Here is a 14808-nt window from a genome sequence, read left to right as displayed (position 1 = left end):
ATATGAAAAAAGAATTTAGCTTTTCCTATCAACACATCTCCAATTTTGATTCACTTCCAACTACATATCAAAAAACTGTAAACGCTTGTCGCGAAGCTAAATCAGAAGCATACGCTCCCTATTCTCAATTTAAAGTAGGCGCTGCTTTACTGTTAGAAAATGACGAAATAATTACGGGCAACAATCAAGAGAACAAAGCATATCCTTCCAGTATGTGTGCTGAAAGAGTAGCTTTATACAATTATGGAGCTCATAGCTTACACTATAAAATCAAATTATTAGTTGTATCAGGTAGCGGAGAACTATTGCGCAAAGAAGATATATTTTCACCGTGTGGCGCTTGTCGCCAAGTTATGGCAGAATATGCAGATGTACAAGGAGAACCATTTGAAATTTTATTAGAAAATCAAGATGGAAGTTTTTATTTGTTTGATGGAATTCATCATTTATTGCCTCTTATTTTTGGAAATAAGTGATTGTTTTCTTCATCTCACCCTACACTTTACCTAAAATTTACCTCTTTAAATGTATTTAGAATAAGATAAGCGTTATATTTGTAAGATTGTATTAATAGTTTTTAATTATGGCAACAAAGGTTTCAAACACTCCTAAAAAAGCAACCAAAAAAGCTAGTACACCTAATAAGCTAAAATATTCAAAAGAGACATATATCAAATGGTATAAGGACATGCTTTTAATTCGCAAGTTTGAAGAGAAAGTCGGTCAGTTATATATTCAACAAAAATTTGGAGGTTTTTGCCACTTATATATTGGTCAAGAAGCTGTTGTGGTTGGCGCAGCTAGTGCAACAAAAAAAGGAGATAAACACATTTCGGCATATAGAACACATGGTCACCCTATATCTTTAGGTACAAATATTCGTCCACTTATGGCCGAATTATACGGAAAAAAGACAGGTATCGTTAAAGGAAAAGGTGGCTCTATGCACTTTTTTGACAAGGAAGTAAACTTCATGGGAGGGCACGGAATTGTAGGCGCACAAATTGGTATGGGAGCTGGAATTGCTTTTGCAGATAAGTATAAAAAGAACGACAATGTAACTTTGGTTTACTTTGGAGATGGAGCAGCACGTCAAGGGATACTTCACGAAACATTTAATATGGCAATGAATTGGAAGATTCCTGCTATATTCATTATTGAGAATAATAATTACGCCATGGGTACTTCTATAGAGAGAACTACTAACGTAGATGATTTGTCCGTAATTGGCGCTTCATACAAAATGCCCTCTTTTACTGTTGATGGAATGAAACCGGAAACAGTACATGAAGCAATTTCCATGGCTGCTGAAAGAGCACGCAAAGGTGATGGACCTACCCTTCTCAATATAAAAACATATAGATATAAAGGTCACTCTCTTTCTGACCCTCAAAAATATAGAACCAAAGAGGAAGTCCAAGAATATCAAGCAAAAGACCCTATAAACTATACATTAGATATAATTCGCACAAATTCCTTGATGACAGATAAAGAAATTGAAGCGTATGAAGCTTGGGTGGACAATGAAATTGTAGAAGCTATCAAATTTGCTGAGGAATCTCCTCTACCAGATCCTAGCGAACTCTATATAGATGTATACATGCAAGAAGATTATCCATATATTAAAGAATACTAAATAATTTAGAAACAATGGCTGAAGTTATTTTAATGCCCAAACTTTCTGATACTATGACTGAAGGAGTTGTGGCAGAATGGCATAAAAAAGTTGGTGATAGTGTAAAATCAGGCGAGTTACTTGCCGAAATTGAGACAGATAAAGCTACCATGGAGTTTGAATCATTTTATGACGGAAAACTTCTATTTATCGGAGTAGAAAAAGGAGGAACTGCTCCTGTAAACGAAATTTTAGCTGTGATAGGTAAAGATGGAGAAGATATTTCTAAAATTCTTGCCGAACAAAAAACAGCACCTAAAGCTGCTAGCAAACCTGCCTCTGAGCCAATAGAAGAAGTTAAGCCTGCCGAGGTAAAACCAATTCCAGAAACTCCCAAAACAGAATCCACTCCAGTAATAGATCATACTTCTGATGTTGAAGAAACTATTATATTGGCTGCAGATGGAAGTCGTATCTTCATTTCTCCGCTAGCTAAAAAGATGGCTCAAGAAAAAGGGATTGATTTAAGTACGGTTATCGGAACTGGTGAAAATGGTAGAATTGTACGAAGAGATATTGAAAACTATATTCCTTATGTTCGCCCTGCTGGAACAGCTGTGATGAGTAACATGGGAGGACAAAAAGAAGCATATACAGAAGAACCAGTTTCTCAAATGCGCAAAACCATTGCAAAGAGATTGTCTGAAAGTAAATTCACTGCCCCTCATTTCTACTTAACCATGGATATTGACATGGATAATGCAATTGCAGCTCGTAAAGCTGTGAATTCAAATGAAGGCGTGCGCATTTCTTTCAACGATCTAGTAATTAAAGCATGTGCTGTAGCTTTACGCAAACATCCTGCTGTAAACAGTGCTTGGTTAGGTGATAAAATAAGACGAAATCAACATATTCATATTGGAGTTGCAGTTGCTGTTCCTGAAGGACTCCTAGTTCCTGTGGTACGTTTTGCAGATACCAAAGGACTTATGCAAATTGGAAGTGAAGTAAAAGAATTTGCCGCCAAAGCAAAAGATAAAAAATTACAACCACAAGACTGGGAAGGGAATACATTTACAATCTCTAACCTAGGAATGTATAATATTGAAGAATTTACAGCAATTATTAACTCTCCCGATAGCTGTATTTTAGCTATTGGTGGAATCAAACAAGTTCCTGTAGTGAAAAATGGGCAGGTTGTTCCTGGAAACGTTATGAAGGTAACTTTATCATGTGATCATCGTGTAGTGGATGGAGCAACGGGAGCAGAATTCTTAAACACCTTCAAATCATACATGGAAAATCCTATGATGATGATGGTATAATAGGTAAAATATATTGCTAAAAAACAAACTATTATAAAACTCTATTCGTTTATGAAAAGAGTTTGTTTTTTAAATTATAGAACTTATGAAAAGTATAAACTTAATTTTACTCTCGTGTATAGTCACTTTATTCATACTTTCCGGATGTGTGAATCCAAAGAAAGAAACTGTACAAGAATACAAAACTAATCAGGCATACACACTCAAAAATGTGAAATATGGTTCAGATAATCAGCAAGTAATGGATATTTACCTTCCTGCTGGTCGAAGTTTGGATTCTACCAAGGTATTTGTTTTAATTCATGGAGGAGGCTGGAATGCCGGAGATAAGCAAGATTTTTCTTACATGTTTAACAATATGCAATTAGTTTATCCAAATCATGCTATCATCAATATTAATTATCGATTGGGTTCTCCTCAAAAACCTGGCTATCCAATGCAATTAAATGATATTAAAGCAGCGTTAACCTTCGTCAAACAAGCTAAATTCAATGTCTCCAACCAATTCCTATTAATGGGAGCTTCCGCTGGTGGACACCTCTCCCTTTTATATAGTTATAAATCTGATGAACTCCATGAAGTAAAAGCTATCTGTAATATTGTTGGACCAGTTGACTTTACAGATCCAGCCTATGTAGATGGAACAAACCCTGTTACTCAGTATTTTTTAGCAAATTTAGTGGGTCCCATCACTTTTCAAGACAATCCAGCCTTGTACCAAGAGGTGAGTCCTGCTTTCAATGTTCATAGCAATTGTCCTCCAACTATTTCCTTTTATGGAGATAGTGACCCTTTAATACCTTCTTCCCAAATGAATCGTTTACATGATAAATTAGATCAAATGGGAGTTTACAATGAGAAAACCATGTATGCGGGTGAAGGTCATGGTAATTGGAATAGCACCAATAATCAAGATTTCTCCTTAAAATTGGTCACTTTTATTAATCAATTTTTTAAATAAGTTATTTCTTCACTTGAAATTTTGGGATAGGATTATCAATTAGCTTTCGATAATCAATAATTTCTGAATTCGCTCCTAATACCATAAAGGACTTTTCATCCCTGTTTTCTTCAGAAATAAATTGAAAGTCATCTGAGATACTCGATGTTTTTAAATTAGTGAGTTCGCTAAATAACTTTAAGAAATCGCGACCATTTCTATATGCCTTGATTCGTTTGACATCAGTAATATCATCTCCCCAAACAATTAAAGGAACATCATACAATTGCTTATACCCTTCCGCATGGCGAATGTGATAATCTGGAAATATATATTGTCCGTGATCACTCAAATAAATTAATTGAAAACTTTTCCCTGTATGTTGAAGCGAAGTATAAAGATGAGACATAAAGTCATCTAAAATCTTGATACTTTGCACATAATTAGAGAAATCTTCCGACAAAATAAATTGGTCATACACTCCTCCAGTTCTATCACTAATAAACGGATGCGAACCCATCATGTTAATAAACACCATCTTCGGTTTAGCCGTTTTCTGTGCAAGAATAGAATCAATCATGGGTAACATCATAGCATCCATTCGTTTCGACAATTGATAACCACCTCCATTCAATACATCCGTATGTTTACTTGCCATAGCCATTTTAGAAATAGGCGTGTCATAAAATCCAATAAACCCTTGATTGGTTACCCAATAAGTCTCAAATCCCATCTTGTTAGATAGCTTTACAATATTGTCACTCAATGAAAATTTAGGGAACTCAGATGAATTCACCAATGTCCGCATCAAGGAAGGAACCGTATGAGAGCCAACGGAAAGATAATTATCGAATTGTATTCTAGCAGAACTATCCATAAACGGCGTATTGTTTATAGGGAAGCCATAAGATTGTAAGAAATCTTTGCGAACGCTTTCCCCTATCACAATAATAAAATTATCCTTTAATAGAAGGCTATCTTTATTCAATATTTCCCATTTATCCGGCAACTTAGAGTCACGCTCAATTTCCGCAAAATCTTTCTTCACTAAATAACTAAGATACCCAACAAGAATAGGTACTTTCACTATTGAAACGCGATTATATCTATTCAAGATAATTGCGTTCTTACCTTCCTGAATAAAGCGCAAAGTTGGAAAGAACAACAAATAAAATGCTATCCCCACAGTAAAATAAGAGGAACTCACTCTTTTATAAGGTAATTTAATAAGCAGAATAACCATGAGTAAGACCCCTAATAAATTTAGATAAACAGATAATGGGATAGCATTCAGATAAGAAGTAGCCTCTCCTTGATTTGTATATAACAAGCTTGCAATAAAAGACTGAGTGACTGCTCCATACAAGGCTAAAGTCGGATAAATAATAAGTATTATTAAAAAGGAAAAAATCAAAGATGCTTTATATAACTTCACATTAATCTGAAGCAATAATAGGTAGAACACAAAGGAAGAAAAAGCAATCCAATACATTAATGCCTCTCCTTTTTCAATTTTCAGGAGAGATGATGCTTGCCAAAAGCAAAATATAAGTAGCAAAATATATGAGATAACCCATTTGTTGTTTTTGTATTGTTCCATAAATATCATCTCAACCAAATTATACATTGCGAAAATAATCAAAATCAAATGAATTCACGTTTTTTACTGCACGCATAGTTTTCAACTATTCCTTTTTGAGAAAAACTATTATACCTCATCTTTTCACTTGAAATTAATAATATTTTTGACTCACAGAAATATGTATGGCAAGTAATAAGAAGGCAAATATCATCACTTTGACAACCGACATGGGTGTAAAAGACTATTATGTAGCTGCCCTCAAAGGAAAAATTATAGGGATTTTATCCGATATACATATTGTTGATATTTCACATCATATTGCTTCTTTTAAAATTAGTCAGGCCGCTTATACAGTAAAAGCTTGTATAAAAGATTTCCCTGACAATACCGTGCACATAATAGGTGTTGATGCAGAACCACTCATTAATTTTTCAAATCCAGAGGACAGTATTTTTCCAACGATTATAAAATACAAAAAACAATATTTCTTAGGCGCTGACAATGGTTTTTTTAGTTTATTAACAAACGATCAAGATATTGAAGGGATTTGGCGCTTGGAAGAATACCTATCTAGACCTGAAATGATGAAATTCCCTGCAAAAAACATCCTAGTCCCTGCGGCCTGTAGAATTTTGACAGGAGAATCCCTAGATGAGATTGGAACTCCTGTAGATGGCATTCGTAAAGCGCTACCTCTATCTCCAATTATGAGTAACAACATGTTAAAAGGGACTGTTATTCATATTGACCATTACGGTAATGTAATTTCTAATATTACTAAAGAACATTTTAACCACTTTGGGCCAGATGTTCCTTTTACCATATTCTTTAGAGATAAACAATATTATATAGATCGAATATCAACGGGATATAACGAAGTTACTCATGGTGAAAAACTTGCTTTCTTCAATGATAATGGATTTTTAGAAATTGCCATTAACAAAGGAACTCCTGAAAATGGTGGTGGAGCAAATACTTTATTAGGTCTTAAATTGAATGATATCATTCGTATTGAATTCACTCCGAGAGGCTCAAAAACAACAATTGATTCACTGTTTTAAAAACTTTAACAGTTATTCTCGTATGATAACAACTTAAACATTAAATTTGAAAATAATTCTAAAAATGCTATGGTAGCGCTCTATTTAAAAGAAATACGAAGTTTTTTGAGTTCCATAATTGGCTATGTCTTTATGCTCATTTTTGTAGTAACAAGTTGGCTTTTTTTATGGATTATCGACGGAGATTATAATTTACTTAATGGCGGAATCGCTGATTTGATTCCATTCTATAACTTAGCACCATTGATTCTACTTATCTTAATCCCAGCCGTAACCATGCGATCCTTTGCTGAAGAAAGAAAAACAGGAACCATGGAATTATTGTATACCCGACCTATTTCTGATATTTCTATCCTTCTTGCCAAATATTTAGCAGGAGTTTCATTGGTAGTAATTTCTCTACTTCCTACATTCACCTTTTACATCTCCATGCATTATTTAGGCGATCCAGTCGGAATTATGGACGACGGCGCAGCAATCACTTCATTTATTGGGTTGATTTTATTAGGAGCTTCATTTGTAGCAATAGGAATTTTTTCAAGTGTTATAACCAATAACCAAATTGTGGCATTTATTATCGCTCTCTTTTTATGTTGGTTTGCTTATAGCGGTTTATCTCTATTAGGCTCCTATGCTACTTTTGCAGGTTTTGACCAAATAATACGCTTAGCGAGTATAGACTACCACTATGAATCAATTAAAAAAGGTGTTATTATTTTAAGTGATCTTGTTTACTTCTTCAGTGTTATTATTTTCTTCTTATTTGTAGCACATAACATTCTTATCTCAATCCGAAAATAGTATGGCCAGAAAAAGATTAAAAAATATTTCCAATAAAGCATACTACGTTATCATATCTGCTATTGCTTTAGCAGTTGTTATTCTACTAAATATCATTGTTTCATTTTTTGATTTCAGAGTGGACTTCACAGAAGATCAACGCTACTCACTCACCCCATCTACAGTTGAATTCTTAAAAGATGATAAAGCATTAACCGATAAAATATTATTTAAAATTTATTTAGAAGGAGAATTCCCTGCTGAAATCAAACGCCTACAAAGCGCAGTTCGAGATAAACTCAATGAATTTAAATACTATGCGGGAAGTAATATTGAATATGAATTTATCAATCCAAACAAAGGCTCAAACGAAGACCAAGAAGCGCTCAAAGAACAACTTTTTGATAATGGCTTAGGTATTCGCCCTTTGGATATCGTCTATCGAACTAAAGGAGCTTCCAACATTGTTGAAATTTTTCCGGGAGCCGTTGTAGAATACCAAGGAGGTAAAGTAGGATCTATTCGATTTTTAGAAGGTGGGCAATTCAATCTTGATAGCAAGTTAGAACAAATGGTTCAAATGGGTATCAACGATTTGGAATATAAATTCATGCGTATTCTTGCTAAAGCTACACGCAAAACAAAGAAAAATCTAGCTTTTATTCATGGGCATGGAGAATTAAGAATCCCAAATACAATGGGGGCTAGAAAAAGAATTGAAGACTCATATAATATCAAAGATATTGTACTCGGAGACGCTTTAAATGCATTAGATGGAATAGATGGAATCATCATTGCAGATCCTCATCAGAAATATTCCGATAAAGATAAATTCATTATTGATCAATATCTGATGAATGGTGGAAATATCATGATTTTTAACAACCCTTTAGAAGTTAACAACGACACTATACGAAGAACAGGGAAAACACACAGTACGCGAAAAAGAACTGGCTTAACTGAGCTCATCTTCGACTACGGAATTAAGGTTAACGAAGATCTGGTAATTGATGCCAATTACGACCCTTTTGTCTTTCCTGGTATTCCAAAAGGATATGTAAACTGGTATTTTTACGTAAGATCCTTAGGGACTGACCATCCCATCTCTAGTATGGTAAACCCCGTGAAATTACCCTACGCATCAAGCTTACAGTTCGTTCAAACCAAACAAGATGTAAGACCTTCCGTAATATTGACGAGTTCTTCCAACTCTCGTTCTTTTGGAAACGTTCCATTATTATCCATAGCTATGGAAAAACAATTTGGAGAAAATCCGGTCTTTCAGGAAAATCCAACAGATAAACGAAATGAATTAATGCTGGCAGGACTCCTAGAAGGTAATTTTGAATCAGCTTTTAAAAATAGAATTGTGACTGAATACAAAGATAATCCAGATGCTCAATTTATTGAGAATTCAATAAAACCTGGGAAATTATTGGTGATTGGAAATGGAACATTTCTAAAAAATACGTATTATGACTCCATCTTTGTACGTGAATCTAATTCCTATAAATATATTCCAAGACTACCCAAAACTCGTGAGATAGATGAGTTGTTTGGAGGAAACCTCATTGGAAATTTCGACTTTTTTGAAAACTGCGTGGACTATATGTTAGGTGAAAGCACCCTACTTGCCATCCGAAGTAGGGTCATTTATTTACATCCAACTGACAAATTAAAGATTGAAGAAAAAGGTTCTTTCTATAAATTTGTAAATATTATCATCCCTACTTCAATCATTATTCTCTTAGCTATCATTGTGGCTGTTGTTAGAAGGTATAAATACGTAAGGAAATAAAAAAATGAAAAAAATTATTTATTTATTTATTGGAGTTGGACTCATTGCAGGGCTTACCTTCTGGGCCATGAACCTAGAGACTAAATCCAAAGCGACCGATATAAGTTTAATCGCTTTTGCAGTTGAAGACACCGCATCAGTTGATAAGATCGAGATTTTTGACTCTTTCTACAATCAGCAATTTACGCTGACTAGGAATAAACAAGGGAAATGGGAAGGTCCAGACCACATGTGCGTACAACAAGAAATTCCCAATATGATGTTGGAAACGATGTACAAAATCACTTTAAAAGGATATGTTCCTCAATCTGCTATGAAAAACATGAAAAAATTACTCATGGCACAACACAAAGAAGTGAAAATTTATCAAAAAGGGAAATGGGTTAAAACTTGGTATGTAGGTCATTCTACACGTGACCACATGGGAACACACATGCTTTTAAAAACGCCAGAAATGGAAAGCGATAATCCCGTAATCATGGGTATGAAAGGGTTCTATGGAATCTTGGAACCCCGATTCTTCGCTGATGCACGTAAATTTGAATGCACTAACTTATTTTCGTATAAAAGGACTGAATTAAAAGAAATCGAAGTTATTAACCGCGTATATCCACAAGACAGTTATAAAGTGACTATCGGGAAAGATAATTACACGGTAAGTTCTAATGGAACTATCCTAAATAATGTAAACAAGGATAATCTAACATATTATCTAAATGGTTTTGAAAATATCCATTACAATCAAGCGAACTATACTTTCTCACCTTTTCAGGTAGATAGCATCAAAGCTCATCAAGCAGATTATGAACTCAACATAAAAGGGACTTCCTCTTCTTATCACCTAAAAATGTATAGAAGACCAGATCCAGACACTCCACAAACAGGTGACTCAATTATTTACGATGTGAATTATTTATGGGGAATTAAGCAAGATGGTGATATTGTAAGAATTCAGTATTATACTGTCGGACCGCTGATTGAAGGGAAATTAGTTTTTATAGAAAACTAGCTATAAATTGTTGAAAACAATTTAAAATCCAGTAAGAAAAGTTTAGCTTAAAAAACTATATTTGCTACTATAACGAATTTAAAAAATTAAACATGAATTTTGTAGTTTCAAGCACAACTCTTTTAAAGCAATTACAAACCATTAGCGGAGTATTAACCACAAATAGTACATTACCTATCTTAGATAATTTCTTATTTGAAATTAATAAACAATCTCTAAGAGTCTCTGCCTCAGATATTGAAACTACAATGAAAACTGAATTCGAAGTCGAGTCCAGTGAAGCAGGTAAAATATGTATTCCTGCTAAGTTATTATTAGAAATTTTAAAAAATTTACCTGATCAACCATTAACTTTTACCATTAACGATGATAACTTTGGAATCGAAATTAGTTATTCCAATGGTAAATCTAAAATGGTTGGATATAATGGCAATGACTTTCCAGAAATAAAAGAAGTAAAGCAAAAAGATGTTATATCAATGCCTGGAAACATGTTGGCAGAAGCTATTAACAAAACCATTTTTGCAGCGGGTAATGATGATTTACGCCCCGTAATGAGTGGAGTATTTTGTCAATTCACATCTGATGAGATGACTTTCGTTGCAACTGATGCTCATAAATTAGTTCGTTTTAGAAAACCCCTTGCTTCTTCTGTAAATATTGATTTTATCTTACCTAAAAAAGCATTAAATATTTTAAAAAATAATTTAACAAGTGGGGAAGGTACTGAAGTGAAAATTACATACAATGAATATAACGCTGTATTTAGTTTTCAAAACATTGAACTAACTTGTCGTCTAATTGATGGGAAATACCCAAATTACGAGGCAGTTATTCCAAAAGAGAACCCAAATGTACTAACCATTGATCGTGCAGAATTCTACAACTCCCTTAAACGAGTATCTATTTTCTCAAACAAGACTACGCATCAAGTATCTCTCAAAATATCTGGCGCTGAATTAGCAATATCTGCTGAAGATATTGATTTTGCAAATGAGGCAAAAGAAAGACTTACATGTAACTATGCCGGAGAAGATATTGAAATCGGATTTAATTCTCGTTTTTTAATTGAAATGTTGGGGAATTTGGATTCTGACGAAATTCAATTGATGATGAGTCAGCCTAATAGAGCAGGTCTTATTGTTCCAATAAACGATAAAACTTCTGAAGGCAACATATTAATGCTAGTAATGCCCGTGATGATCAATAATTAATTTGATGTCATCTCAAAATTTATTACCTTTATAAACATGTAATTTATCCTTAATTAGATGGTTAGAAGGTTTGTGTATCTTATTTTTATTTTAACCTTACTTGTAGGTTGCGCTGTCCCTCGTAATACGAGCATCAACACCATCGATGATCAAGAAAATGATTTTCATAAACAAATTGAAGATACTACAGCTCTAAAATATGCAAATCAAGAATATAAGTCTTTGGCATTTAGTGAAATGAAGGTATATAAACCCATTCAATTCTACCAACTCGATTCCATTTATTCAATAAAAGAGAATTATTTATCAAATAATGATTATCGAGGATGGTATCGTACTGGACTAGAAGACTTAATACCGGGATATCAAGCGGCCGCGCAAGAGGTAGTCAATCAAGTACAGTATGAATTTGAGCATATTTACCAAACAAGAAATAAAGATTCTATCCAAATACACCATGCTTTTTATCTTTTTAATTATAAAAATGAATTAATCAATATTTCCGAAACTTATAATTTTAACCTTGCTCCTGACAAAATAAATTTATTCTATAAATATCAATTTAATCAGCATTTTATCACAGATAGAGACCTTTACATCTCACGTGAAGAATTAGATTTTATACAGTTCATGAAAACAAGGGAGAATCAATTAGCTGGCGAAAAAGAATTACAATCCTTTATGAATCATTTGATTAATCTATTAGAAGCGGCACAATTTATGCAGTCAGTAAACTACAACGAAATTGTAAAATATTTAGTTATTCAACACATAAAAAGTTTTGATTCTACAATTAAAATTAATAATATAGCACAATTGTTCGTCAATAAGGAAGAAGATAAGATCATATCTTATCAGATTGATGTAGAATGGGAACGGGCAAATAGCACTGGCTTATTAAAATCAACATATCTTCTATCACCTTATTTAGAAATTGAAAAAGTTATAACGCAAGAGGCTCAAAAATGAAGAACATTTTATTCATAATTTTCTTTCTCCCTCTTTACATTTTCGCTCAGGTGAAAGAGACCAATCACCCAGACATGAAAAAGGTAGAGGCTGCTGTCACTCAATGGGCTAATCAAACATTTGCTGACTATACAGAGCCTCGATTTAATAAATTCATACCGTATTATACTGATGATTACTTCTTAACAGTTATTGCTGTAAAGAATATTGACAAAGTAATAAACGAACAAAAGAAAATGTATGCTTCCGGATCTTTTACTGGGAGCAAAGAAGATTTTGAAAAATCCATTAGTGAGTTAGAAACAAGGAAAGAAACAGCTATTAAAAATCGAGATAATTTCAACCGAAAGAAAGTAGATTATTATCAAATTAGCTTCTGGGCAAATATCAAAATGTCTTCGAATGTGTACAACTATATTGAACACATAGTTTTAGTAGATGAAAATATGAATATCAAAGAAGCTACAATCAATAGTCATATTGGAAAAAAAGATGATTTTGAGAAGATTATCTATAAATAATTAAAGCTTTCTCTTTCGTGTCAAAATCAGCTTCTTGATCATCTAAAAACCTACTCCATTCTCCCTTTACAAGTTGAAATTTTTGATTTCCTAACTCCTTATTTCTATGTGTAGGAAGTAGCAGTCGGTGTGAATTAAATTGAATTTCTAGACCAATATCCCTATTGGATACTTTCATTTTATCAGCAATTTCAATGAAAGTACCTTTATCTATAGCAATCTTCACTATCTCACACCCGCTCTGAGTCTTATAACCTCCTAGCACAAAGTCTAATTGCTCAGATGCTGTTTCATTTGCATCATAAAATACGTACAACATCTTATTATACTGATAACTGATTATACGCTTCGTATTATTAAAAATAACCAACTCCTCCTTTAATTTAGTATATTCTCGCTGAAAGATTAGGGTACAACATAATAAAAATGTACCTATAAGTGCCATTCGGAAATAATGTAGTTTTTTTCGATCCCAGAAGAAAAGTAAGGACAAGACTCCCAAATACAATAAAGCTGTTTCTAAAACACTAATCGTAAAACCAGTACTCACAACTGCTGGTAATTCATTAATCCATTTAATAAAATTGGAAAAAGAACTAAAAATTATATCCACTACCCATCCTAACAGAGAATTGAGATAGGGAATCCAAAAAAGGAGACACAAAATAACTACACTAATCATAGCAGCAGATGCCATCACTAATACACCTAAGTTCGTAAGAATAAAGTAATTTGGAAATTGATGAAAATAATAAAGTGTAAAAGGGAGTGTTCCTATTTGAGCTGCAAAACCAAGTGCAGTACCTTCCCAAAAATAACGTATGATTTTATTCCGAACAGTAAATATTCCAGCTATTGGGCGAAAGAACAAGGAAATTCCAATAACAGCCAAATAGGATAATTGAAAACCAATATCAAAGAGATACAAGGGATTGTATATCAAAAGAAATAAAGCTGATGCAAAGATGGAGTTTAAACTAAATACCTTTTCCCCTCGTATTTGACCGATGGCTAAAATAGAAAACATGAGTACCGCACGCAATACAGAAGCAGACATTCCTGTTAGAAATGCAAAACACCATAATATTGCAATAGCCAGAAGGAGATACACATTTCGTTTCCTTAATACTCTAATTTGCTTAAAGATCCATTGAATAAATAATAATAAAATACCCACATGCATACCAGAGACAGCTAACACATGCATAGCTCCAGCATTTGAAAATTGCGTTTTTTCTTCTGTTGTTAGACTAGATTTATCTCCTAGGGTTAAACCTATAGCTAAACCTCTATTTTCTTCATCTACATATTTATTTATGATTTGTATAATAGCCGATCGTGATTTATCCCAAAACCTAGTAAATTGGGCATGATAACCAATAACTTCAACAGCATTGTCATGTAAAAAACACATATACGTAATACCACGTAATTTCCAATATGCCTCTGCGTCAAATTCCCCTGGGTTATTTTTATTCTGAATAGGATGTAAAGTAGGATGAAACAGCACAACGTCTCCTACAGAATAAGTGTTATCTATATGCTTTATATAAACGAGAAGTTTACCTTGTGCCCTTCGTTGATTTTGATAATAATATGCACTCTCTAATGAGATAATAGCTTTATCATAATCTCCCTGACCTCGCTGGTACTCCTCTATCACTCCCGAAAGATAATCGTCTTCTAAGTATATAGATTCAAAATTATTATCATAAAAATCAGGAGTAGCCATCGAATATCCTAACATACCCGACATAAACGTAATAAAAATAATTCCGATAGAAATCCATTTCCGAAAGGACCAATAATCTTTCCCAAAATTAGAGAGAAGTAAAGTTCCTATCAATCCAACAACCCATATAGTAAAAAGGATTATCCAATGAAATTGAAAGGTGTAATCAACTACAATTCCACAAACAAAAGAAAGTAATAATAAAAGAATATAGTTTTTCTTCAATTTCAAGCTTCACAAATAATAAATTTGAAGATAGAAA

13 protein-coding genes are annotated in these 14808 nt (G+C 33.4%); 11 read left to right on the top strand and 2 right to left on the bottom strand.

Annotated elements, in window-relative coordinates:
- Positions 1–2 precede the first annotated feature (2 nt).
- From M9897_04720 to M9897_04705, 4 genes are all read left to right on the top strand, one after another.
- The gene (locus M9897_04720) at positions 3–476 is read left to right on the top strand and encodes a cytidine deaminase (GenBank protein ID MCO5268182.1); all 474 of its coding nucleotides are present in this window, start codon (positions 3–5) and stop codon (positions 474–476) included.
- 212 nt (positions 477–688) lie between these two features.
- Positions 689–1636 carry a pyruvate dehydrogenase (acetyl-transferring) E1 component subunit alpha gene (pdhA, locus tag M9897_04715; GenBank protein ID MCO5268181.1) on the top strand — a complete coding sequence of 316 codons (948 nt, stop codon included), beginning with the start codon at positions 689–691 and terminating at the stop codon, positions 1634–1636.
- A 14-nt stretch (positions 1637–1650) separates the two neighbouring features.
- A complete protein-coding gene (locus tag M9897_04710; GenBank protein ID MCO5268180.1) occupies positions 1651–2940 on the top strand; it encodes a pyruvate dehydrogenase complex dihydrolipoamide acetyltransferase in 1290 nt (429 codons plus the stop codon).
- A gap of 85 nt (positions 2941–3025) precedes the next feature.
- On the top strand, positions 3026–3901 hold the full coding sequence (locus M9897_04705; GenBank protein MCO5268179.1) for an alpha/beta hydrolase: 876 nt from the start codon (positions 3026–3028) through the stop codon (positions 3899–3901).
- 1 nt (position 3902) lies between these two features.
- Here M9897_04705 and M9897_04700 read toward each other — a convergent pair whose 3' ends face one another.
- On the bottom strand, positions 3903–5480 hold the full coding sequence (locus M9897_04700) for a phosphoethanolamine transferase (GenBank protein ID MCO5268178.1): 1578 nt from the start codon (positions 5478–5480) through the stop codon (positions 3903–3905).
- A gap of 164 nt (positions 5481–5644) precedes the next feature.
- On the opposite strand from M9897_04700, the gene M9897_04695 reads away from it, so the two are divergent.
- The 7 genes from M9897_04695 to M9897_04665 all read left to right on the top strand — a co-directional run bounded on the left by M9897_04695 (position 5645) and on the right by M9897_04665 (position 12814).
- On the top strand, positions 5645–6523 hold the full coding sequence (locus tag M9897_04695; GenBank protein MCO5268177.1) for an SAM-dependent chlorinase/fluorinase: 879 nt from the start codon (positions 5645–5647) through the stop codon (positions 6521–6523).
- 105 nt (positions 6524–6628) lie between these two features.
- Entirely contained in the window at positions 6629–7324 is a 696-nt protein-coding gene (locus tag M9897_04690; protein ID MCO5268176.1) for an ABC transporter permease subunit, read from the top strand.
- A 1-nt stretch (position 7325) separates the two neighbouring features.
- Positions 7326–9101, top strand: a complete 1776-nt coding sequence (locus M9897_04685) for a Gldg family protein (GenBank protein MCO5268175.1) — start codon at positions 7326–7328, stop codon at positions 9099–9101.
- 4 nt (positions 9102–9105) lie between these two features.
- The gene (locus M9897_04680; GenBank protein ID MCO5268174.1) at positions 9106–10110 is read left to right on the top strand and encodes a hypothetical protein; all 1005 of its coding nucleotides are present in this window, start codon (positions 9106–9108) and stop codon (positions 10108–10110) included.
- A 92-nt stretch (positions 10111–10202) separates the two neighbouring features.
- On the top strand, positions 10203–11324 hold the full coding sequence (dnaN, locus tag M9897_04675) for a DNA polymerase III subunit beta (GenBank protein ID MCO5268173.1): 1122 nt from the start codon (positions 10203–10205) through the stop codon (positions 11322–11324).
- Positions 11325–11381: 57 nt separating this feature from the next.
- Positions 11382–12293 carry a hypothetical protein gene (locus M9897_04670; GenBank protein ID MCO5268172.1) on the top strand — a complete coding sequence of 304 codons (912 nt, stop codon included), beginning with the start codon at positions 11382–11384 and terminating at the stop codon, positions 12291–12293.
- A 74-nt stretch (positions 12294–12367) separates the two neighbouring features.
- Positions 12368–12814 (top strand): hypothetical protein, encoded by a 447-nt coding sequence (locus tag M9897_04665; GenBank protein MCO5268171.1) that lies wholly within the window; start codon positions 12368–12370, stop codon positions 12812–12814.
- Here M9897_04665 and M9897_04660 read toward each other — a convergent pair.
- On the bottom strand, positions 12801–14771 hold the full coding sequence (locus M9897_04660) for a competence protein ComEC family protein (protein MCO5268170.1): 1971 nt from the start codon (positions 14769–14771) through the stop codon (positions 12801–12803). The two genes, M9897_04665 and M9897_04660, sit on opposite strands and share 14 nt — an antisense overlap.
- Between the last annotated feature and the right edge of the window lie 37 nt (positions 14772–14808).

The sequence above is a fragment of the Brumimicrobium sp. genome, assembly GCA_023957385.1.
In the GTDB taxonomy this organism is placed as follows: domain Bacteria; phylum Bacteroidota; class Bacteroidia; order Flavobacteriales_D; family Crocinitomicaceae; genus Brumimicrobium.
Note: the sequence above shows the minus strand (reverse complement) of the source record. Positions and strands in the feature narration are given on the sequence as shown.

Coding starts and splice junctions, on each gene's coding strand:
- M9897_04665 (MCO5268171.1), top strand. CDS start 12,368: ATGAAAAAGGTAGAGGCTGCTGTCACTCAATGGGCTAATCAAACATTT.
- M9897_04680 (MCO5268174.1), top strand. CDS start 9,106: ATGAAAAAAATTATTTATTTATTTATTGGAGTTGGACTCATTGCAGGG.
- M9897_04720 (MCO5268182.1), top strand. CDS start 3: ATGAAAAAAGAATTTAGCTTTTCCTATCAACACATCTCCAATTTTGAT.
- M9897_04700 (MCO5268178.1), bottom strand. CDS start 5,480: ATGGAACAATACAAAAACAACAAATGGGTTATCTCATATATTTTGCTA.
- pdhA (MCO5268181.1), top strand. CDS start 689: ATGCTTTTAATTCGCAAGTTTGAAGAGAAAGTCGGTCAGTTATATATT.
- M9897_04670 (MCO5268172.1), top strand. CDS start 11,382: ATGGTTAGAAGGTTTGTGTATCTTATTTTTATTTTAACCTTACTTGTA.
- M9897_04705 (MCO5268179.1), top strand. CDS start 3,026: ATGAAAAGTATAAACTTAATTTTACTCTCGTGTATAGTCACTTTATTC.
- M9897_04685 (MCO5268175.1), top strand. CDS start 7,326: ATGGCCAGAAAAAGATTAAAAAATATTTCCAATAAAGCATACTACGTT.
- M9897_04695 (MCO5268177.1), top strand. CDS start 5,645: ATGGCAAGTAATAAGAAGGCAAATATCATCACTTTGACAACCGACATG.
- dnaN (MCO5268173.1), top strand. CDS start 10,203: ATGAATTTTGTAGTTTCAAGCACAACTCTTTTAAAGCAATTACAAACC.
- M9897_04710 (MCO5268180.1), top strand. CDS start 1,651: ATGGCTGAAGTTATTTTAATGCCCAAACTTTCTGATACTATGACTGAA.